A 20,313-nucleotide genomic window follows, 5' to 3' on the forward strand; every position below is an offset into this window, starting at 1 on the left:
AAACTTGTTTCACCCCGTGCGGAATAGCATTTTGCCGCAGGCAAAGTGTGACCGCACCCAGTTGAATGTCTGGGCGCTGTCATGACGACCAAAACACCACAAAATGGTCTGCAGCTGATTTTAGGCTCTGGTTCGCCTCGGCGACTAGAGCTTTTGGCGCAGCTTGGGCTGACGCCCGCAGATATTCGGCCCCCCGATATTGACGAAGATCCGCGCCGCGCTGAGTTGCCACGAGACTACGTGAACCGTATCGCGCGTGAAAAAGCCGAAGCGGTGGTGATTGCGGATGATGAAGTCGTGCTGTGCGCTGACACAACCGTCGCGCTTGGCCGCCGCATCATGGGCAAGCCCGAAAATGCAGCGCAGGCCGCGACGTTCTTGCATGCAATGTCCGGCCGCCGTCACAAAGTTATCACCGCCGTTGCCGTCAAACGTGGCGACCGCGTGTGGTGCAAAGATGTCCAAACAACCGTGTCGATGAAACGCCTCTCGAACGCCGAAGTGAACTGGTATCTCGGTACCGGCGACTGGCAAGGCAAGGCTGGCGGCTACGGCATCCAAGGCCCAGCCTCCGCCTTTATTCCATGGATCAACGGATCATTTCACGCGGTCATGGGCTTGCCATTGCCCGAAGCCACAGCCCTGCTAACCGCCGCAGGATTTCCCCTATTCGGAGAACAACCATGAACGGCCGTACAATCATCCTCGACCATATCGGTGAACGCGAAGCTGCGGCGTACATGATCGATGGCAAACTGGATGACCTGCTGATCGACGATCTCGACGCGCCGCGCCCCGGTGCGATCTTTCGGGCGATCTGCGACCGACCGCTCAAAGGGCAAGGCGGGATGATGTTACGCTTGCCCGACGGCGAAAAGGCGTTTCTGCGCTACAGCAAAGGTCTGCGCCCCGGCCAGCCGATGCTTGTGCAAGTCACCGGTTATGCGGAAGGCGGCAAAGCCGTCCCCGTCACCGACCGCGTGCTGTTCAAGAGCCGCTATGTCATTGTGACGCCTGGTAAACCCGGCATCAATGTCTCGCGTCAAATCGAAGATGAACAGCGCGATCGCCTGCTGGAGCTTGCACATTCCGCCCACGATACAGAGCATGGTTTGATCATCCGCTCATGCTGCGCCGCCGCAGACGTGGCCGAGATTATTGAAGACATTGAAGCGATGAACACCCTCGCTGACGCGATCATGTCCGAAGGCGAAGGCACAGAGCCAGAGGCGCTGACCGAAGGCGACGGCCCGCACACCATTGCATGGCGCGAATGGACGGGCAGGGCTGACGTCGTGACCGATGCGAACGGCTTTGAAAACCTCGGTGTACTCGACCAAATCGAAAACCTTTCTGATCCCAAGGTGCTGATCGGCGAAGGCAGCATGTTTGTAGAACCTACGCGTGCTTTGGTCGCGGTGGACGTGAACACCGGCGGCGACACATCACCCGCAGCAGCCCTCAAAGCGAATCTTGCATCCTGCCGCGCGCTGCCGCGTGCCTTGCGCCTGCGCGGGCTTGGCGGGCAGATCACAGTCGATTTCGCACCGATGTCCAAGGCACACCGCAAACAAGTCGAACAGACGCTGCGCGCGGCGCTTAAGGCGGACCCAATCGAGACCTCGATGGTCGGTTGGACGCAAATGGGCTTGTTCGAGCTACAGCGCAAACGCGAGCGGCTCACGCTCACACGGACACTACCGGAGGGCCTATGACATGGCCTGCCCAATCTGTGACGCACCCACCGACGCAAAGTTCCGCCCATTCTGTTCCAAGCGCTGCGCTGACGTGGATTTGGCAAAATGGCTGACAGGCAGCTACGCGATCCCGTCGCAAGACGAAGACGACGTAGAAAACCTCGCTGAAGCCCTTGATGATGCAATAAAAAACGATCCTGACCGCCTGCATTGAAATTCTTTGCAAAAGGCACTGGACACCCCTGCGCGTTCCGCCTAAAACGCGCCTACCCGATGACGATGTCATCCCGGTGCCCGGGTAGCTCAGGGGTAGAGCAGTGGATTGAAAATCCTCGTGTCGGTGGTTCGATTCCGCCCCTGGGCACCATTTTTGCGCATTTATATTTGCGTTTTATTTTTATTATCAAAGACTTAGTGTTCGATCTGCGTTAGGTATCTACGATTTGCTACAGTTTCTGCTACAGTTTTTGCTACAGCTTTCAACTTAGCAGCTTTGGGAAATTAACCTTATAATGTGCTTCAGATGTTGAGATAGTCCAAGAAGGGGACGCAGGGCGTGCGCTGCTTGGAGAGTTTTCGAAGCTATGAGGCCCTCCCCGCTCATCATGTATCACAAATATGCTGGAGTGTGCTATTTCGCTTGGAAATTTGTGTTCTGTATCAGAGCTGGCACTGTGGTCGACGATTTGGGATTGCTGGAGGAAGGCTTGGCCAGAGCAGTCTTACCCGATACTGTGGCCCGCTTGGGCCTCATGTACGATTTTGAGCGGATCTGGTATCGTGAGATTTACAACGTTTGAGCTTCTATACTTAAGCGCTCCATCCAAGCATGCCGATCAACACCGCTATGACACAATCCCCCTTGCAACACTGGGCGTGTTTCTGTTTACGCAGCCTGATCGCACTCTTACGCAGCCTGGACCGAACATGACTGAAAACAAGACCCGAGGCGCTTCGATTGCTTTTGACACCGTGGGGAAGTCTTTTAACAAAGCGGGCGGGGTGTCGTTCAATGCGCTTGATAATGTGTCGCTTTCCGTAGCACCCGGTTCGATCACTGGTATCATCGGGCGGTCAGGCGCGGGGAAGTCGACCTTGCTGCGCATGGTGAATGGCTTGGAACGACCGACGTCTGGTCGGGTACTGGTGGCTGGACAAGAGGTCAGCACGGCCAAGGGCGCCCAACTGCGCGCGATCCGGCGTGATGTGGGTATGATTTTCCAACACTTTAACCTTTTGTCCACACGCACCGTGGCAGGCAACATTGCTCTGCCGTTGGAAATCGCTGGCGTGAAGGCCCCGCAGATCAAAACGCGCGTTGCCGACTTGATCGACCGTGTCGGATTGACCGACCATGCGGGGCGGTATCCGGCCGAGCTTTCGGGAGGGCAAAAACAGCGGATCGGCATTGCCCGTGCGTTGGCCACGGAACCCAAGGTGCTGTTGTCAGACGAGGCGACATCGGCGCTGGACCCTGAGACCACGCAGACGGTGCTTGCGCTGTTGAAGGACATCAATCGTGATCTGGGCTTAACGATTTTACTTATCACCCATGAGATGGCCGTGGTGCGCGATATCGCGAGCCATGTCGCGGTGATCGAGGCGGGGCGTATTGTCGAGCACGGTGCGACCTACGACATCTTTACCGCGCCGCAACACGCAACGACCCGTTCTTTCTTGTCGGGTGTCACGGGCGTGACGCTACCGGCATTTGTACGCGACCGGTTGGTGCAAAACGCCCCCGCGCATGGCGGCGAAGAAGTGGTGCGCGTGACATTCACAGGCACCCATGCAACCGATCCGATGCTGGCCCGTTTGACCAAGGATATGGGTATTCCGGTCAATATCCTTGCAGGCGCGATTGAGGAAATCGGGACCCACCCTTACGGCAATCTGCTGATCTCTTTACCGGTGTTGCAAGCAGCGCAAGCGCGCGCATTTCTGGAAAACCACGGACTAACGACGGAGATGCTTGGTTATGTCGGCTAATCTCATCAATCTACTGCTCGAAGCAACAGGGCAGACGCTATATATGGTTGCGATCTCGGCGTTGTTTGGCACGCTTTTGGGGCTGCCGCTGGGCCTGTTCCTTGCGACGTCGCAGCGTGGCGAGTTGGTGTCGATGCCGTGGGTGAACAAGATCCTCGGGCTTGTGGTGAATGCGACCCGTTCTGTGCCGTTCATCATTCTGGTTGTGGCGATCATTCCCTTTACCCGCATGGTGGCAGGGACGTCGATCGGGACCACCGCTGCGATTGTGCCACTGACCATCGCCACCGTGCCATTCATTGCGCGACTTGTCGAAAACGCGATCCGCGAAGTCGACGCAGGCCTGATCGAAGCCGCCCGTGCGATGGGGGCTACGCCCGTGCAGATCATCACAAAGGTTCTGCTACGTGAAGCGTTGCCCAGCATCATCTTGGGTCTCACGCTCGCTATCGTTAGCCTGATCGGCTATTCCGCGATGGTCGGTGCCGTGGGCGGCGAGGGGCTGGGTGATCTGGGTATCCGCTATGGCTACCAGCGCTTCATGCCCGATGTTATGGCCATCGTCGTGGTGATCCTGATCGTCTTGGTTCAGCTTGTGCAATCCATCGGTGAACGTATCGCCGCCGCCGTGGACAAACGCGCCACGAAAAGTGGCGGGCAATAAGCCACGCCCTATATATCTACTCTTACAGCTCACGGAGAATACAATGCTACGTCTCACAACACTTACATCTGTCATCGCGCTCATGGCATCCAGTCTGGCCGCCGAAGCCATAAAAGTCGGGGTGTCTCCAGGTGAACACGCCGAGATCATGGAAGAGGTCGCACGCGTGGCCGAGCCTATGGGCCTTGAAATTGATGTGGTGGAATTCTCCGACTACGTCGTGCCGAACCAAGCCTTGGCGGACGGCGACATTCAGGCGAATTCTTTCCAGCACGTGCCGTATCTTGAGGCACAGATGCAGGACCGTGGCTTTGCGCTGAGTGTTGTTGGCAACACGATCACGACACCGATGGGTATTTATTCAGACAAGGTCAGCGACATCGCAGAGCTTGAGGAAGGTACGACCTTTGGCATCCCCAACGATCCGACCAACGGCGGCCGCGCATTGCTGGTGTTGCAAGAACTCGGCATGATCAAAGTTGATCCCGCAGCGGGCCTCACACCGACCATGCTCGACATCACAGAGAACCCCAAGGACCTGTCGTTCAAAGAACTCGACGCGGCGCAATTGCCCCGCTCTCTGGCCGATTTGACCGCAGCGCTGATCAACACAAACTACGCAATCGCGTCGGGCCTGAACCCGAAGGAAGATTCCATCGCAATGGAAAGCGCGGAAAACCCTTATGTGAACGTGATCGTCGTGCGCGAAGGCGATGAAGGGGCGGCGTGGGTCGAAACACTGCTCAACGCCTACCACTCTGACGAGATCAAAACATTCATCGACGAGAGCTACCAAGGCACCGTAATCACTTCCTGGTAAATTAGCAGCCTTACTGTGAAGTGGTCCTGCAAATTTGGGCAGCGTGCTAAGATGTATCCAACCTTGAAGACAGGATACAGAAATGACGAAGAGTGAGCTGCTGCTGGTTTCGTGGACGGCAACTTAAGCTTTCATCGCTCTCTCCTCGTATTGCATAGGGCTTAGATATCCTATGGTCGAGTGACGACGTGTCGGATTGTAGAAACGCTCGATGTAATCGAACACATCCGCACGGGCTTGATCACGGGTCCGGTAGACTTTGCGCTTCACACGTTCGATTTTGAGCGATGAGAAGAAGCTTTCCACTGCAGCGTTGTCCCAGACATTGCCCGACCGGCTCATTGAGCAGGTGACGCCATTGTCCGCCATTAGCCTCTGGAACGGTTCACTGGTATATTGGCTACCCTGATCCGAGTGATGCAGCAGTTCCTTTGGTCGCCCTCTGCGCCAGATCGCCATCATCAGGGCATCAGTAACCATCTGCCCTGTCATGGCATCTTTCATCGACCAAGCCCGGAATTATGAACACGGACCAAGGATCGCAATTTACAGGTGCGGCTTGGATCACGGCTCTAACTGAGGCCAATGTCAAAATATCCATGGATGGTCGAGGTCGTTATCTCGACAACATCTTCATCGAACGGCTGTGGCGGTCACTCAAACAGGAGGCCGTTTATCTGCACGAATTGCAGGACGGGTTCCAAGCCAAACGCGTGATCAACGACTGGATCGGGTTCTACAACTCCGAGGGGCCACACACAGCCCTCGACAAGCGATCACACGACGATGCATTCTTCGGCACAGAACGTAACCAAAAGGCGGCATAACACCAACCCGATTACATCTTAGCTAAGCCGTAAAACTGTCCTAAATAGTGGGACCACTTCACTTGCTGAACGCAAAAAGTATCAAAAAAACTCGAACTTCTGACTTATCACGAAATTTACGTGCTCAATAACAACCCTAGGTTCGAGTATCTAAACTGCCACCTCGACACAGGTTTGTTGCCCTATTTCACCAACACGGTGACACCGCAGTAAAATCTACGCCTCGTCCAATTCCCTGCAATCGTTGTGACAACAGTGTCGTTTGACCTCTTACGCGCTTTTACCACGTCCAAAATCAACAGCTTGCCGGACGCGCCTATATTTGCAACGATCGCGCGCCTGCTGACCATAAGCTTCGCGCGACGCATGGCTGCGACCTTCAATCGTAGCGAATAGAAGATAGAGAAAACAATGATTAAAGTGCTCGGACGCAATAATTCCGTCAATGTGCAAAAGGTAATGTGGTGCGCCGCAGAGCTTGGCGTTGCTGTCGAACGGGTGGACATCGGGGGCGCATTTGGCGGAAATCATACGGACGAATTCACCGCGATGAACCCGAACCGCAGCATTCCCGTTCTGATCGACGGCGACTTTGTGCTTTGGGAATCCAATGCGATTGTGCGGTATCTTTGCGCCGAATATGGCCACGATTATTGGAATTTGCAGTCAACACAAGAGGCGGGATTGGCCGAGCAGTGGATGGATTGGTATCTGACCACGCTGCATCCGCCGATGCGGGCACTTTTTTGGCAACTCATTCGCACAGCCCCCGCAGCGCGCGAACAGGACATTATAAACAAAGCAATTTTGGACGGTGCAAAGCTTTGGGAAATACTCGACCATCACCTCGCAACCCGCGATTTCATTTTGGGCGATCAGGTGAGCATGGCCGATATCCCGCTAGGCTGTGCCGCGTATCGCTGGCACGCGATGGATTTCAAACGGCCTGATTTACCTCATCTAAAAGCATGGTGGGACAGATTAGTCGACCGACCTGCATACCGCGAACACGTGATGATCCCGCTGACTTGAACGACTTGATCCCATCGTGAGCTATTTCGAAGAAAGTCCGCGGCCGTTCACCTAATCTTCGTATTAAACCGACCAATTTCGCGCACATTTTCCTCTTTGCGAGGTGAATGATCCGAATGACGAAGGCTGAGGACAAAAAGGTACAGAGGCAAGCGCGGGCTTCGCCTGCCACAGGTACAACGCGCCCCAAACGTCATTTGTAGCTGATGAACGCGTCGGTATGTCACCAGCTACAAATTCAATTACGTTTTGAATATGCGATTTATCGCGTGGTCACCCGGCATTCCACGGTGTTGCCAAGGTAGTTTGTCAGTAATGCTTCATTGCCGTTTAGCCAAATCTCGTACTCGCCGTTGCTATACTTTTCGCCGTTCGCGGACCTGACGCGGCCCAGTGTTTGCGAGCCGCCAAAGTTTGTTCTAATCGAGTCTCGATCAGCGTTCGGATAGCGCACAGTGTACGGATCAGAATAGGGGCATCTGATATTGAACGAGTTTGGCTGGTCTGATCGCCAATCGGATGACCCACGATAATCACCTGAGCCACGATAGTTGTTCGAGCCGTCGGTTATGATGATCTGCGGGGACGATCCGCGGCTCCAGTTCTCGCGTTCAGATACTGGAATTTCGTCGGTAATGACTGGCCCATCACACCCCGCTACAAGGAGCGAAAGAGCGAATAGAGGGATTAGTGTGGCTTTCATTTTAACACTCCAAATTAGTTACATACGTCGTTGTTATGATAGGATAACTTTTACAAAATCACTGTCAGTGTTCAGATTTTGAGTGGATATTTGCATAGCGCGGCAGCGTTAACTGAGCACTGAATCCGCACGAATTCTACCGAAATATCCGACAGGTTTTGGGACTAAGCCTCGAATGTCCGCGAGGCTCAGCCAGCTTGGAGTGAACCGCATTCTTAACTTCAGAACGCGGTTCACTCTCGCTTCGTCACGGCGTCGTGCTCAGCCCCTCTGGCTGACCAACAACCATGAAATGCAGGTTTTCTGGCTGTAACAACTGTTTAGCAACGCGGGCGATATCGTCAGTGGTGACTGCCTCAATTTTGGCGTTGCGGGTTTGCACATAATCTAGCGGCAAGTCGTCCATTTGTATGTCCACCAGAATACGCGCGATTTGCGCATTGCCATCAAATTGCAATGGAAAAGAACCGGTGAGATAAGTCTTAATCATCGCCAACTCCTCTTCCGATATGCCATTGTCCGCCATTTTCGCCCATTCCGCTTTGACAAGATCAATCGCCTCGGCGGTGGTGTCATTGCCGCTCGCAAACATGCCCAACAAAATTTCGGCGTGATTTTGGGGAACGAGGTAAGAGCCGATCCCATACGTCAGCCCACGTTTTTCGCGCACTTCGGTCATCAAACGTGCGCTAAAACGCCCGCCACCCATAATTTCGTTAATGATATAGGCGGTAAAAAAATCAGGATCACTGCGCTTCATGCCTTGCTGCTCAAAATACACTATAGATAGCGGGCTTGGGAAATCGACGACGGTGATACCGCCCTCCAAGGCCCAGTCGGCGCGCTCTGGGGCAGGGGCGCTGGTCGCAGGCAGATCGCCGAGCAGCTTATCCAACAAAATACCCAGATCTTCTGCGTTGATGTCGCCCGTCGCAGCGACATAGATATTGTCGCGGCTCATGGCGCTACCAAAGGCGGCCTGAAGATCAGCGCGGGTTAACGCGGCCACACTTTGCGCGGTGCCCATGCCGGAACTGCCATATGGATGCGTCCCGAAGGCCATACGATCCAACAGATCGCCAGCAATCGTGTCGGGATCTTTTTGGTCCGATTGAATGCGCGACAGCACCTGTCCACGCGCACGTTCAATCGCGTCGGCGTCAAATCGAGGTTCAGTTAACGCCAAGCGTAGCAGATCAATCGCTTCGTCGCGATCTTCGGTCAAAAAGCGGGCGGAAACGCTGATGTTATCGTCGCTGGCGTCAAAATTGAACTTGGCGGCCAGCGCGTCACGCGCATTGGCAAAACTTTCGGCATCCAGATCGCCAGCACCATCATCAATAAGTGCAGTCATCAGATTGATCACGCCACGTTGTTCAACGGGGTCAATCGACATACCGCCCCGAAATCGAATTTCCAAAGCAGTGAACGGAAACGCACTTTCTTCCACCAGCCATGCGTTAATGCCGCCCGGAGAAGTCACAGGTTGAATTGCAATTTCAGCCTGAGCGGACGCGGTGAAGGTGATAAGGGCCAATAGGCCAGCGCGGATCGTCTTCATGGTGATACCTCCGTCTCGATTTCATCGTCCTGAATTAACCAACCTGTCACCGCTTGATTGCGATCTAGGACCTCGCGCGCGGCGATTAGCACATCCTCTGGCGTGACGGCTTGCAAAACCTCGGGCCATGCTTGCACGTCCGCGACTGTCAATCCGCTGGTCAGGGCAGAGCCGTATTTGTCGGCCAGACCGCTCGCGCTATCGGAGGCGTAGATTTCATCGGCGCGAAGCTGGCGTTTGATCCGCTCAAAGGCATTTTGATCGATGCCATCAACAAGAAATGTCGCAATAACCTCGTCCAGCGCCGCTTCTAATTCCGCCAAACTTACATCCGGCCGTGGTGTTGCCACGATGCTAAATTCGGTGGCATCAAGCGCCAGACCTTCATAATAAACATTGGTCCAAACAGCCTTGGCATCGTCGCCAACTTGTAGCGCGCGCGCCAAAACAGAGGTGTCACTACCGCCTAAAATTTTGGCTAGAATGGTCAATGCAGCAGCCGTGTCCTGTGCACCGCCGTTGCGTTCCGCGGCGAGATAAGTGCGCGTGAAATTGGGCTCTCCGACACGTGCGTCAGCCATGATCAAACGACGTTCGGCCATTTGCGGCGGCTCTGATGGGCGCTGGCGGGGGGCAAGATCGGGGGTCGGTGCGATCGGGCCATAATGCGCCTCTGCCATGGCTTTCACGGCATCTGGATCAACATCACCCGCAACAACCAAAACCGCGTTATTCGGCGCATAAAAGGTGCGGTAAAATTCGAGCGCATCGTCGCGCGTCAACGTTTCAATTTCGTGTTTCCAGCCGATAATGGGCACGCCATAGCGGTGGTTCAGATATTGTGCGGCGCGGCTCTGTTCGCTCAACAATTCGCTGGGCAAACTATCAACGCGCTGAGCACGTTCTTCGATAATCACATCGCGTTCAGTTTCAATATTGTCTTCAGACAAGATCAGACCGCGCATCCGGTCGGCTTCCATCGTCATCATCAGCTCTAACCTATCAGAGGCAACGCGCTGAAAATATCCGGTATAGTCGTAATTGGTAAAGGCATTGTCAGCGCCGCCTTGTTCTTCGACCGTCGCCGAAAACTGGCCGCCAGGCACGGCTTCGGTCCCTTTGAACATCAAATGTTCAAGGTAATGGGCGATGCCCGATTTACCTTCAGGTTCGTCGGCAGACCCAGTGCGATACCAGAGCATATGCGTGACAACGGGGGCGCGATGATCTTCGATCACGACAGCTTCGAGGCCGTTTTCAAGCGTGAAAGTGGTCACATTCTGTGCAAAAGCCGCGTTATAGGGCCATAAGCCGAACACGACGGGCACGATTAACTTGTGCAACATTTACTATCCTAAACACTATTTTAACCTCTGATACATATGCTGAGTTTGCCACGTTACTAGATCTGAATACTCAGAATAAAGGCATTGTATGAACATTCCATGAATATACGCTGCCTTTAGAAACGCACGAAACCCGACGTGAAACCCCACGTCGTTCCGTAACTTATCACTGCGATCCTAAACCGCTTCACAGGTGTAGGTATTACCGATATTGTTCGCAAAGGCTAAATGCCTCTGAGGGTAGGGATACGCATCCTCGCTCTTATCTGCGCAAAAGTGCCTTTGTAGTTCCGTGTGTTTTCAAGAACGTGTGAGTTTGATGTTAAAGTGTTTCAAGTTACGATTGGTCGCGGTCATTGCGGCGCTGATATTATGCGCAGGAACAGTGCTGGCGCAGGACCTGCCCGGCATCGATATGCAACGGTGGACCGACCTTGCCAATCGCGCCGAGGCGTCAGTCGACGAAGGTAATCTCGACGAGGGGCTGTTAGAGACATATCGCAACGGCCTTGCCGCCTACCGCGATCAATTCGAGGTCGCGCGCAGTACAAATGCATCGCGGATTAACAGCCTTCGCGCCCAGATTTCCATGCTTGGCACACCCATTGCTGGGTTGCCTGAGGCTGATGAGGTTGCGTTTCAACGCAGGGAGCTTGAAGAACAACTCGTCATGCTGAACGCGCCCGTGATGGTTGCGGATACTGCGTTTGCACGCACAAACGGGCTGATCAATGAGATCGACACGCTCTTGCGGGCACGTAAAACCGACGCGTTGATCAAACGGGTCGGCTCGCCGCTCATTCCGGCAAATTGGCCTGCTGCATTGGGCATTTTTAACGGTGCGCTCGCTCAACTATGGAACGAAGTCGGACCAGAAGGAGCCACTGAACGCCGCGCCGAATTCATGGCCAATCTTCAAGTCATTGTGGTGGCGGGGTTAGCCGGACTGCTTCTGATCTTAATGGGGCAGCGCTGGTCGAAAAAAATCGTGGCGCGTTTCAACCGACAAAGCGACGGAAGCGGTGTCAACGTTTGGCGGTTTGTCTTGTCGTTGCTACGGATCGTGTTTCCGCTCATTGGGCTGGCATTATTATCCTTCGCAATGTTCACAACCGGATATCTTGGCGAAATGGGCGAACAAATAGCGGTCATTATCCCGTTGTTCGGCGGACTGATGTTATGCTTTCGGTGGGTCGCAGATCAGGTTTTTGCCCGAAATGACGAGGACGCGCTGATCCTGCTCAGTCAACAAGAGCGTGCGCAAGCGCGTCTGATGGTCTGCGGGATTACGTTGTTCTTCATCGCAAATATACTGGTTGTTCACATTCTTGAAATGGATGGTGCAGATGTCTCGGTCGTGGCCATCGTCAACTTTCCGTTAACGATACTGACCTCCTATTGTCTCTACCGGATGGGTCAGGTTTTACGTCGCTGTGGCAGTGAAACGGCTGATCTCGAAGACGACGAATTAACCCGTGCCAGCACATTGGCGCGGGTGGTCCGTAGCCTTGGTACATTGTCTATCGGTGTCGCCATCGCGGCCACCGTGTCGCACATCCTTGGCTTCTATAACGCGAGCTCGTTCATACTACTGCCCACTATTCTAACGTTGATTACGTTGGGCTTGGTCCTGACCTTGCAGCGATTTAGCGCGGACGTTTACGGCGCGATTTCAGGCACAGGCAAACTAGCCCGCGAGTCTCTTTATCCGATCTTCTTTGGCCTGATCTTGCTGATGCTGGCCGTGCCATTACTCGCAATCGTTTGGGGCGCACGGGTGGCGGATATCACCGAAGTTTGGGCGGCCTTCCGACGTGGTTTCTCGGTCGGAAATTCGCGTATTTCGCCGACAGATTTCATCTACTTTGCGGTGATCTTTTCCATTGGCTACGTGGCCACTCGGCTGGCGCAAGGCGCGTTAAAAACCAACGTATTGCCCAAAACTAAGATCGACAAAGGTGGGCAAAATGCCATCGTCTCGGGCCTCGGTTACGTCGGGATTTTCCTCGCGGCTCTGGTCGCGATCATGGGGGCAGGCATTGATCTCAGCTCGCTCGCGATTGTTGCTGGTGCGCTTTCGGTTGGAATTGGTTTTGGGCTGCAAAATATAGTGTCCAATTTTGTGTCCGGCATCATTTTGCTCGTCGAAAGGCCGATCTCCGAAGGCGACTGGATCGAAGTCAGCGGCGGTCAAATGGGCTATGTACGCGACATTTCCGTGCGTTCGACGCGGATCGAAACTTTTGATAAAACCGACGTCATTGTACCAAACGCGGACCTGATCAGCGGGACCGTGACGAACTACACCCGTGGCAATACGCTGGGGCGCGTGATCGTGCCAATCGGCGTGGCCTATGGCAGCGATACCCGCAAAGTCGAAGCGATCTTGCGCGAAATCGCAGAGGCGCAGCCGATGGTGCTGGCTAATCCGGCGCCCGCGATTTTGTTCATGAATTTCGGTCCGTCATCGTTAGATTTTGAAATTCGGATGTTCCTGCGCGACGTGAATTGGAGCGTGGCCGTCAAGAACGACGTGAACCATGCGATTGCAGAGCGCTTTGCCCAAGAAGGGGTGGAAATACCGTTCCCGCAGCAAGATGTCTGGCTGCGGACGGCGCCGAAACCAGTGCCGCATGATGAAAATCACCAAACCGATGAACCTGCGGGTAGGGGAATCGTGCAGCGTGCCGATGGCTATCTGACAATGGACGCCTCGGAAGACGACGATGATGGCGACGACAACGGCGACACCTCTGACAGCCCAATCGACGGGGACGGCGGCGCGTAGGTTTCGGCTGCGCCCATCCAGCAGCGCACCGTCAGCATCCTTTATATAATGCAATAGCGACAAGCTAAGGTCTGCGAGAACCCACAAAATTCACCTGACATAAAACCCGACTGAATTTGTCGGATTGACATATCTGACTAGTTCACTCAGATATAGGTCAAGTCAAGCCACCCTGAGTCTATTTAGGGAAGCCCGACACGTGAAACATGTGAGGACTTCTCGATGCTTAAGCAGAAATTACATCAAGCCGATGCCGATGAACGCACCTATAACCGCACAGCCCGCACCGATGACATGGAGTTGCTCATCGCTGCGGCTGAGATCGACGTCACCTGCGCCGAGTGGCTGTTTGATCACCGCACCCAAGCTGCGTGGTCCGCGTCATGAGCTATCATTCCACACCGCCGAAACAAACGCCGGCTCCGAATTTGCCGACCTATTCCGCACGCGATTTGACGCAAAACGGCGAACTCGCGCAGATCGTTCTGGGCGATCAAACCTACACGCTACGCATCACGCGGGCAGGCAAACTGATCCTGACAAAATGACCAGCGCACAAGACAAACGTGGCAGTGCGCCCGTCGGTTTCATCACAGAACTCGACAGTATCGAGGCCGCATCCGTCATCTATTTGCGCATGTGGTGTGACGGACCTGACGGCCAGATCAGTGTCTGGAACGACTTTGCGTCCAGCCTTGGGTCTGACCACGGCTCTCGCATTGTTAAGACGTTCGAGAAGCTGTGCAGCCTTTGCGCCCAACATGGCCGCAGACCGCTGATGCGCCATTCGGTGCAATGCAAGTGCCTCGGGTCAGACGAATCCTGTTTTGCCAATTTTATCGCGACCGCCACATCCGGCGACCGCGAGGATGCGATGTTGATCGCGACCTTGCTGGTCCGTCCCGATGTGGCCCCGATCATCACATCGCTCGCCGCCGACTTTGGTCTGGCGCTCAAGCGGATGAACCTTGCGGCCCTCAAAGACTGGGGCGGCGGGGCTGCGCAAACCCAAACACATGCCACAACACTTCACTAACAGGACCTCTTATGAAACATAAATATCTGACCTCAACGGCGCTGCTGCTGACCTTTGCGACACCCGCCTTTGCCGTGGAACGGTCAGAGGTGTTGGACACCTACATGAACATCGCTGCCGCCAATTACGCGGATAGTCTGACAACAGCGCAAACCTTGCAAACTGCGGTGAACGCATTGGTTGCAACGCCGTCCGCCGAGGCGCTTCAGGCCGCGAAAAACGCATGGCTTGCCGCACGTGTGCCATACCAACAGACCGAAGTTTACCGTTTCGGCAACGCAATCGTTGACGACTGGGAAGGCAAAGTGAACGCTTGGCCGCTGGACGAAGGTCTGATCGACTATGTGGACAACTCTTACGGTGGTCCATCTGACGAGAACGAATTTGCGGCGTTGAACGTGATCGCAAACCCGACGTTCACATTGTCCGGCCAAGAGATCGACGCGACAGACATCACACCTGAATTCCTGTCCGACACGCTGCACGAAGCAGACGGTGTTGAGGCAAATGTCGCCACTGGCTACCACGCGATTGAATTCCTGCTCTGGGGCCAGGATTTGAACGGTCACGGCACAGGCGCTGGCAACCGCTCTTGGACGGATTATGCCACGGGCGACGATTGCACCAACGACAATTGTGACCGCCGTGCCGACTACTTGGTGGCCGCGACTGATCTGCTGGTATCCGACCTTGAATATATGGCCGCACAATGGGCCGAAGGCGGCGCAGCACGCACCACACTGACCGACAACACCGATGCGGGACTGGCTGCGATCCTGACAGGCATGGGGTCATTGTCCTACGGCGAACAAGCGGGTGAGCGGATGCGCCTTGGCCTGATGCTGAATGATCCAGAGGAAGAGCATTCCTGCTTTGCCGACAACACCCACAACGACCATTACTACGACGGTCTGGGCGTGCAAAACGTCTACCAAGGCGAATATATCCGCGTTGATGGCTCGCTTGTCTCTGGTCCATCCCTGTCCGATCTGGTTGCAGAAACCGACGCGGCACTGGACGCTGAAATGCAAGGCAAACTCAGCACTACAATGATGTCGCTGGGCCGGATCAAAACAGCAGCTGAGGCAGGTTTTGCATACGACCAAATGCTGGAACGCGGCAATGCTGCTGGCGAAGCACTGGTCATGGGCGGCGTCAACGGACTGATCGACCAAACAAAGTCGATTGAACGCGTTGTCACCACGCTTGGCCTCGATCAAATCGCGTTCGAAGGCTCTGACAGCCTCGACGATCCAGACGCGGTTTTCCAGTAAATCCACAACATAGGTCTTGTCATCATGATCATTTGTCACTGTCAGAATATCACCGACCACGACATTAACGCGGCCATCGACTGGATGCGGGCATCGGATGACAAGACCATTATTACTCCTGGGAAAGTGTATCGTGCATTGGGTAAAGCGGCGGATTGCGGCGGGTGTATGCCGCTATTCTTGTCAGCGATGCGCACGAATACTAACCTAGAAGTCCCCATGCACCTGCGGAATCTCAGACCCGCAGCCACACAGGAGAACACAGATGACCGGCGACAAAAAAGTAATTGAATATCTCAATGGCGCGTTGCGCGCCGAACTGACAGCGGTGAGCCAGTATTGGCTGCACTTCCGTCTGCAAGAAGATTGGGGTCTTGGTCACATGGCCAAGAAATCCCGCGAGGAAAGCATCGAAGAGATGAACCACGCGGACAAGTTGATCGCACGCATTCTGTTCCTTGGCGGCCACCCGAACCTGCAAAAACTCGACCCGCTGCGGATTGGCCAAACGCCAAAAGAAACGCTGGAATGCGATCTGGCAGCGGAACAAGAGGCGCAAGCCTTCTACAAAGAAGCCCGCAAATATTGTGAAGAAGCAGGCGATTACGTCACAAAAAACATCTTTGAAGAATTGCTGACCGATGAAGAAGGTCATATCGACTTCCTCGAGACACAACTTGATCTCGTAGCCAAACTTGGTGAAGAAAAATATGCCCTTCTTAACGCATCGAAAATGGATGAAGCCGAGTAATCTGCTTTTTGTTGTACTGGCGACGGGCAGCATGGCGCTGGCCGATACCGAAGCTGCAAACATCGCCGAGGCCCCGACTTGGGATCTCGGCGATCCACATCTTAATGTCATCCCGCGCACAGCAGACGAGGCGGCCCGTATCGCCCGCGTCACAGCGCCAACAACTGATTTCACCCAACCACAACGGTTCGAAGATAAACCCGCAGGGGCCGCCACCGTGCGTGTGTTCCGCAATGCCGATGCGTTTTCGCAGGCATCGGGCAACATCACATTCGAGGACGAACTGAACTTTAAGGTCGGCAACGGTCTGTTCCGCAAAATCTGGGTATCGTCCCCGTCATCAACGCTTGCGTCTGACGGATTGGGGCCGCTGTTCAACGCGCGGTCCTGCCAACGCTGCCACATCAAAGACGGGCGTGGCCATCCACCCGAAGTTGACGACAGCAACGCCATTTCGATGTTCCTGCGGGTCTCGATTCCAGGCGGGGCGGATGCCGCTATCGCTGAAATCCAAGACTATATCGCCACATCACCGGACCCAACCTACGGCACGCAATTGCAAGATTTTGCGGTGCAGGGGCATCCGTCCGAATACCGGCTCGACATCACCTACGCAGAGGAAACCGTCACGCTTGCTGATGGCACTGACGTCTCGTTGCGCCACCCGACCTACACAGCTGCCGACCTTGGCTACGGGCCGCTTCATCCCGATGCGATGCTCAGCCCGCGCGTGGCCCCTCAGATGATCGGTCTTGGTCTGCTCGAAGCGATCCCGGCCGCTGACATCCTAGCTGGCGCTGATCCCGACGATCTGGACGGCGACGGTATTTCTGGCCGTCCGAATGTTGTCTGGTCCGTCGAGTTTGACCAGCCGATGCTGGGCCGCTTTGGTCTCAAGGCTGGCAATCCCACGATCCGCGAACAATCCGCTGCGGCCTTTGTCGGCGACATCGGCATTTCCAATCCGCTATTTGTTGCGGGCAGCGGCGAATGCACCGACCTGCAGGCCGATTGCCTCGCCGCGATCCACGGCGACGGCGACAATCGCGTCACGGAAATCGACGCCGAAGGGCTGGACCTCGTGACCTTCTACAGCCGCAATCTGGGTGTGCCAGCGCGGCGCAATATGGATGATCCGCAGGTTTTGCGAGGCAAACAGGTGTTCTACGAAACCGGCTGCGCATCTTGCCACACGCCTAGTTTTGTGACCAATCGTCTTGCAGATCAGCCCGAACAAAGCTTCCAATTGATCTGGCCCTACACCGACCTGCTACTGCACGACATGGGACCAGACCTTGCGGACAACCGCCCCGAAGCCCGCGCAACAGGCACCGAATGGCGCACCCCGCCACTTTGGGGTGTTGGCCTGACCGAACAAGTCAGCGGCCACACATATTTTCTGCATGACGGACGTGCGCGCTCGCTATTGGAAGCCGTCTTGTGGCATGGCGGCGAAGCAGCAGCCCAACGTGACACCGTCGTTGACATGACCGCCGCCGACCGCGACGCCCTTATCAAATTCTTGGAGAGCCTATGAAACGCTTTGCCCTTGCCCTGACGCTACTCGCCACACCTTTGGTGGCCCAAGTTGACACCCCCGATGTGGTGATCGGTGACGTCCTGAACGGGCATATCCTGCCTAGGTTCGAATCCCTAGCGGACAGCACGCAGCTCCTCGCGAACGCGGCCCTCGATGATTGCAATCCAACCTCGGAATCCTTGCGCAGCGCTTACGGCGACGCTTTCGACGCGTGGGTCATGGCCAGCCACCTGCGGTTTGGCCCCACCGAGGTAGGCGACCGCGCTTTCGCCCTGGCGTTCTGGCCCGACAGCCGTGGTGCCACGCCGCGCGCGCTGGGCACGCTGCTTGCTGACAAAGACCCTATCGCGGCAACCGCTGCCGATTACGCCCAAGTTTCAATCGCTGCGCGTGGCTTCTACGCCATGGAATTCCTGCTGTACGACGACACGCTGATGATCGCTGACGACGACGCTTACCACTGCCAACTCGTGCAAACCATCAGCGCCGATATCGCGGCAACTGCGCAAAATATCCTCGACGATTGGACGCCAGACTACGCCACCGCGATGCAGTCACCATCAGCAGATGGCATCTACCGCAGTAACGAAGAAGTCCTGCAAGAGATGTTCAAATCCCTATCCACGGGGCTCGAATTTACCTCCGATACGCGCCTTGGTCGTCCGCTTGGCACCTTCGACAAACCCCGTCCGACACGGGCAGAGGTCTATCGGTCTGGCCGTTCGTCCGCGCATGTCATGCTGAGCCTGCAATCCCTACAAGACCTCGCGGTGCGACTGGCAGGCGATAATGCAGACCTCGCCGATACGCTCGACGCCAGCTTTGTTCGTGCCGAGACGCAGCTTTCTGACTTGGACGACCCGACATTCGCAGGCGTGGCTGATCCCGCCAGCCGCTTTATGGTCGAAGTCGTGCAGCAATCCGTCGACGGTATCCGCACGATTGTCCGCGACGAACTCGGCCCGACGCTCGGTGTGGCAGCAGGGTTCAACGCGCTGGATGGCGACTGATATGGCAACGCCAATCGCAGGACGTCGTCAATTCCTAGGCGGTCTACTGGCCGCGGGATTGATGCCAAAACCGACATGGGCCGACGCAGGCTCGCCCGCGTTCCTGTCAGCGGCGGCAAAATCCGACGGTAACTACGTTCTCTGCGGGATCGGTGCGGACCTCAGCGTCCGTTTTGAGTTGCCACTGCCTGCACGCGGCCACGCCGCCGCAGCGCACCCGACTCGCCCCGAAGCGGTGGCTTTCGCACGTCGCCCCGGCACTTTCGCGGTCGTGATTGACTGCGTGACAGGGGCGCAAAAAGCCATGCTCACTGCTGTCGACGGGCGGCATTTTTACGGTCACGGCGCGTTCTCGTCAGACGGAAGCCTGCTGTTCACAACCGAAAACGACTACGAGTTGGGGCAGGGACGTATCGGTGTTTGGGATGTGGCTGCGGGTTATAAGCGGATCGATGAATGGGCCAGCGGCGGCGTTGGTCCACACGATATCAAACGCTTGCCAAACACGGACACGCTGGTGATCGCAAACGGCGGGATCGACACGCATCCCGACACGGGCCGCATCAAATTGAACATCCCGACAATGGCGCCGAACCTGACCTATATCGAAGAAGGCGCGGTGATCGACATCGCCGATCTGCCCGCCGTCTTGCACAAGAACTCGATCCGGCATCTGGCACTTGGGCCAGACGGGCAGGTCGCCTTTGGGATGCAATGGCAAGGCGACGGCCCCGTGGAGACGCTCGCGGGCATTCACCAGATCGGCACGCCCGTGCGGCTGCTGTCGGCCCCTGCCGACGACGTGCGCGACATGGACGGTTATGTCGGCAGCATTGCCTTTACGGCGGACGGCCAAACCGTCGCGATCACATCGCCGCGCGGTGGCTTGTTGCAACTCTACGACGCGCAGACGGGACACATGACGCAGTCAGTCGCAATGCCGGACGTGTGCGGCGTGGCAACACATCAAGGCACGCTCACGGTTAGTTCCGGCACAGGCGCGTTGCGTCAAATGCAAGGCAGCGAACAGAGCCTCGCCCAACAAACCAACATGCAATGGGATAACCACCTGATCCCGATTTGACGGACGCCAACGCGCATTTCCGGACAGCTTTGAAACGCGCGACGTCGAAAAAATGTAACACCTCATTTGCTGCATTGCGGCGACCTGTTTGCATTCCGGGTCGGGGTGCGTGTTATACAGCGCCGAACACATAAATAAGGTCGGGCACTCGGGCTGCGTCAATAGACGCGGTTGAGCGGTACTTTGTCCTT

21 protein-coding genes, 1 tRNA gene and 2 pseudogenes are annotated in these 20,313 nt (G+C 55.7%); 20 read left to right on the plus strand and 4 right to left on the minus strand.

Features of this window, described 5'->3' with window-relative positions; all coding sequences use genetic code 11:
- Window positions 1-81: 81 nt before the first annotated feature.
- The 7 genes from FHS72_RS14210 to FHS72_RS14240 all read left to right on the plus strand — a co-directional run bounded on the left by FHS72_RS14210 (window position 82) and on the right by FHS72_RS14240 (window position 5,170).
- Window positions 82-687 carry a Maf family protein gene (locus FHS72_RS14210; protein WP_246414717.1) on the plus strand — a complete coding sequence of 202 codons (606 nt, stop codon included), beginning with the start codon at window positions 82-84 and terminating at the stop codon, window positions 685-687.
- Window positions 684-1,715: a ribonuclease E/G gene (locus FHS72_RS14215; RefSeq protein WP_183530298.1), complete on the plus strand. Its 1,032-nt coding sequence runs from the start codon at window positions 684-686 to the stop codon at window positions 1,713-1,715. Before FHS72_RS14210 ends, FHS72_RS14215 begins: the two co-directional genes overlap by 4 nt.
- Window position 1,716: 1 nt before the next feature.
- Entirely contained in the window at window positions 1,717-1,911 is a 195-nt protein-coding gene (locus tag FHS72_RS14220; protein WP_183530299.1) for a DNA gyrase inhibitor YacG, read from the plus strand.
- Between the two features lie 78 nt (window positions 1,912-1,989).
- Window positions 1,990-2,064, plus strand: a tRNA-Phe gene (locus FHS72_RS14225).
- A 560-nt stretch (window positions 2,065-2,624) separates the two neighbouring features.
- Window positions 2,625-3,686 carry a methionine ABC transporter ATP-binding protein gene (locus FHS72_RS14230; RefSeq protein WP_183530302.1) on the plus strand — a complete coding sequence of 354 codons (1,062 nt, stop codon included), beginning with the start codon at window positions 2,625-2,627 and terminating at the stop codon, window positions 3,684-3,686.
- On the plus strand, window positions 3,676-4,350 hold the full coding sequence (locus FHS72_RS14235; RefSeq protein WP_183530304.1) for a methionine ABC transporter permease: 675 nt from the start codon (window positions 3,676-3,678) through the stop codon (window positions 4,348-4,350). The genes FHS72_RS14230 and FHS72_RS14235 overlap by 11 nt, the downstream gene beginning before the upstream one ends.
- A gap of 43 nt (window positions 4,351-4,393) precedes the next feature.
- Window positions 4,394-5,170, plus strand: coding sequence for a MetQ/NlpA family ABC transporter substrate-binding protein (locus tag FHS72_RS14240; protein WP_183530306.1), 777 nt, complete (start codon window positions 4,394-4,396; stop codon window positions 5,168-5,170).
- 123 nt (window positions 5,171-5,293) lie between these two features.
- Here FHS72_RS14240 and FHS72_RS14245 read toward each other — a convergent pair.
- A pseudogene (locus FHS72_RS14245) lies at window positions 5,294-5,680 on the minus strand (IS3 family transposase); the annotation flags it as partial.
- A gap of 11 nt (window positions 5,681-5,691) precedes the next feature.
- Between FHS72_RS14245 and FHS72_RS14250 the strand changes: the two are divergent.
- The 3 genes and pseudogenes from FHS72_RS14250 (at window position 5,692) to FHS72_RS14260 (ending at window position 7,029) form a co-directional block, all read left to right on the plus strand.
- A complete protein-coding gene (locus FHS72_RS14250; RefSeq protein ID WP_183530308.1) occupies window positions 5,692-5,997 on the plus strand; it encodes an integrase core domain-containing protein in 306 nt (101 codons plus the stop codon).
- 87 nt (window positions 5,998-6,084) lie between these two features.
- Window positions 6,085-6,210 (plus strand): annotated as a pseudogene (locus FHS72_RS18665) (hypothetical protein); the annotation flags it as partial.
- A 198-nt stretch (window positions 6,211-6,408) separates the two neighbouring features.
- Window positions 6,409-7,029: a glutathione S-transferase family protein gene (locus FHS72_RS14260; protein ID WP_183530310.1), complete on the plus strand. Its 621-nt coding sequence runs from the start codon at window positions 6,409-6,411 to the stop codon at window positions 7,027-7,029.
- 262 nt (window positions 7,030-7,291) lie between these two features.
- Here FHS72_RS14260 and FHS72_RS14265 read toward each other — a convergent pair whose 3' ends face one another.
- The 3 genes from FHS72_RS14265 to FHS72_RS14275 form a co-directional block, all read right to left on the minus strand.
- Complete coding sequence (locus FHS72_RS14265; protein ID WP_183530312.1) at window positions 7,292-7,732, minus strand: MliC family protein; 441 nt, start codon at window positions 7,730-7,732, stop codon at window positions 7,292-7,294.
- Window positions 7,733-7,979: 247 nt separating this feature from the next.
- Window positions 7,980-9,293 carry a M16 family metallopeptidase gene (locus tag FHS72_RS14270; RefSeq protein ID WP_183530314.1) on the minus strand — a complete coding sequence of 438 codons (1,314 nt, stop codon included), beginning with the start codon at window positions 9,291-9,293 and terminating at the stop codon, window positions 7,980-7,982.
- Entirely contained in the window at window positions 9,290-10,639 is a 1,350-nt protein-coding gene (locus tag FHS72_RS14275; RefSeq protein ID WP_183530316.1) for a M16 family metallopeptidase, read from the minus strand. Before FHS72_RS14275 ends, FHS72_RS14270 begins: the two co-directional genes overlap by 4 nt.
- A 319-nt stretch (window positions 10,640-10,958) precedes the next feature.
- Here FHS72_RS14275 and FHS72_RS14280 point away from each other — a divergent pair, with 319 nt between their 5' ends.
- The 10 genes from FHS72_RS14280 (at window position 10,959) to FHS72_RS14325 (ending at window position 20,122) form a co-directional block, all read left to right on the plus strand.
- The gene (locus FHS72_RS14280; RefSeq protein ID WP_183530318.1) at window positions 10,959-13,427 is read left to right on the plus strand and encodes a DUF3772 domain-containing protein; all 2,469 of its coding nucleotides are present in this window, start codon (window positions 10,959-10,961) and stop codon (window positions 13,425-13,427) included.
- A 222-nt stretch (window positions 13,428-13,649) separates the two neighbouring features.
- Window positions 13,650-13,814, plus strand: a complete 165-nt coding sequence (locus FHS72_RS14285; protein ID WP_183530320.1) for a hypothetical protein — start codon at window positions 13,650-13,652, stop codon at window positions 13,812-13,814.
- Complete coding sequence (hemP, locus tag FHS72_RS14290; RefSeq protein ID WP_183530322.1) at window positions 13,811-13,975, plus strand: hemin uptake protein HemP; 165 nt, start codon at window positions 13,811-13,813, stop codon at window positions 13,973-13,975. The genes FHS72_RS14285 and hemP overlap by 4 nt, the downstream gene beginning before the upstream one ends.
- A complete protein-coding gene (locus FHS72_RS14295; RefSeq protein WP_183530324.1) occupies window positions 13,972-14,463 on the plus strand; it encodes a hypothetical protein in 492 nt (163 codons plus the stop codon). Before hemP ends, FHS72_RS14295 begins: the two co-directional genes overlap by 4 nt.
- Window positions 14,464-14,474: 11 nt before the next feature.
- Entirely contained in the window at window positions 14,475-15,737 is a 1,263-nt protein-coding gene (locus FHS72_RS14300) for an imelysin family protein (protein WP_183530326.1), read from the plus strand.
- Between the two features lie 24 nt (window positions 15,738-15,761).
- Complete coding sequence (locus FHS72_RS14305) at window positions 15,762-16,028, plus strand: (2Fe-2S)-binding protein (protein WP_183530328.1); 267 nt, start codon at window positions 15,762-15,764, stop codon at window positions 16,026-16,028.
- The gene (gene bfr / locus FHS72_RS14310) at window positions 16,003-16,488 is read left to right on the plus strand and encodes a bacterioferritin (protein WP_183530330.1); all 486 of its coding nucleotides are present in this window, start codon (window positions 16,003-16,005) and stop codon (window positions 16,486-16,488) included. The genes FHS72_RS14305 and bfr overlap by 26 nt, the downstream gene beginning before the upstream one ends.
- Window positions 16,475-18,025: a di-heme oxidoreductase family protein gene (locus tag FHS72_RS14315; RefSeq protein ID WP_183530332.1), complete on the plus strand. Its 1,551-nt coding sequence runs from the start codon at window positions 16,475-16,477 to the stop codon at window positions 18,023-18,025. The genes bfr and FHS72_RS14315 overlap by 14 nt, the downstream gene beginning before the upstream one ends.
- A complete protein-coding gene (locus FHS72_RS14320; RefSeq protein ID WP_183530334.1) occupies window positions 18,022-19,038 on the plus strand; it encodes an imelysin family protein in 1,017 nt (338 codons plus the stop codon). Before FHS72_RS14315 ends, FHS72_RS14320 begins: the two co-directional genes overlap by 4 nt.
- 1 nt (window position 19,039) lies before the next feature.
- On the plus strand, window positions 19,040-20,122 hold the full coding sequence (locus FHS72_RS14325; protein ID WP_183530336.1) for a DUF1513 domain-containing protein: 1,083 nt from the start codon (window positions 19,040-19,042) through the stop codon (window positions 20,120-20,122).
- Window positions 20,123-20,313 lie beyond the last annotated feature (191 nt).

The sequence above is a fragment of the Yoonia ponticola genome, assembly GCF_014199395.1.
Classification (GTDB): Bacteria; Pseudomonadota; Alphaproteobacteria; order Rhodobacterales; family Rhodobacteraceae; genus Yoonia; species Yoonia ponticola.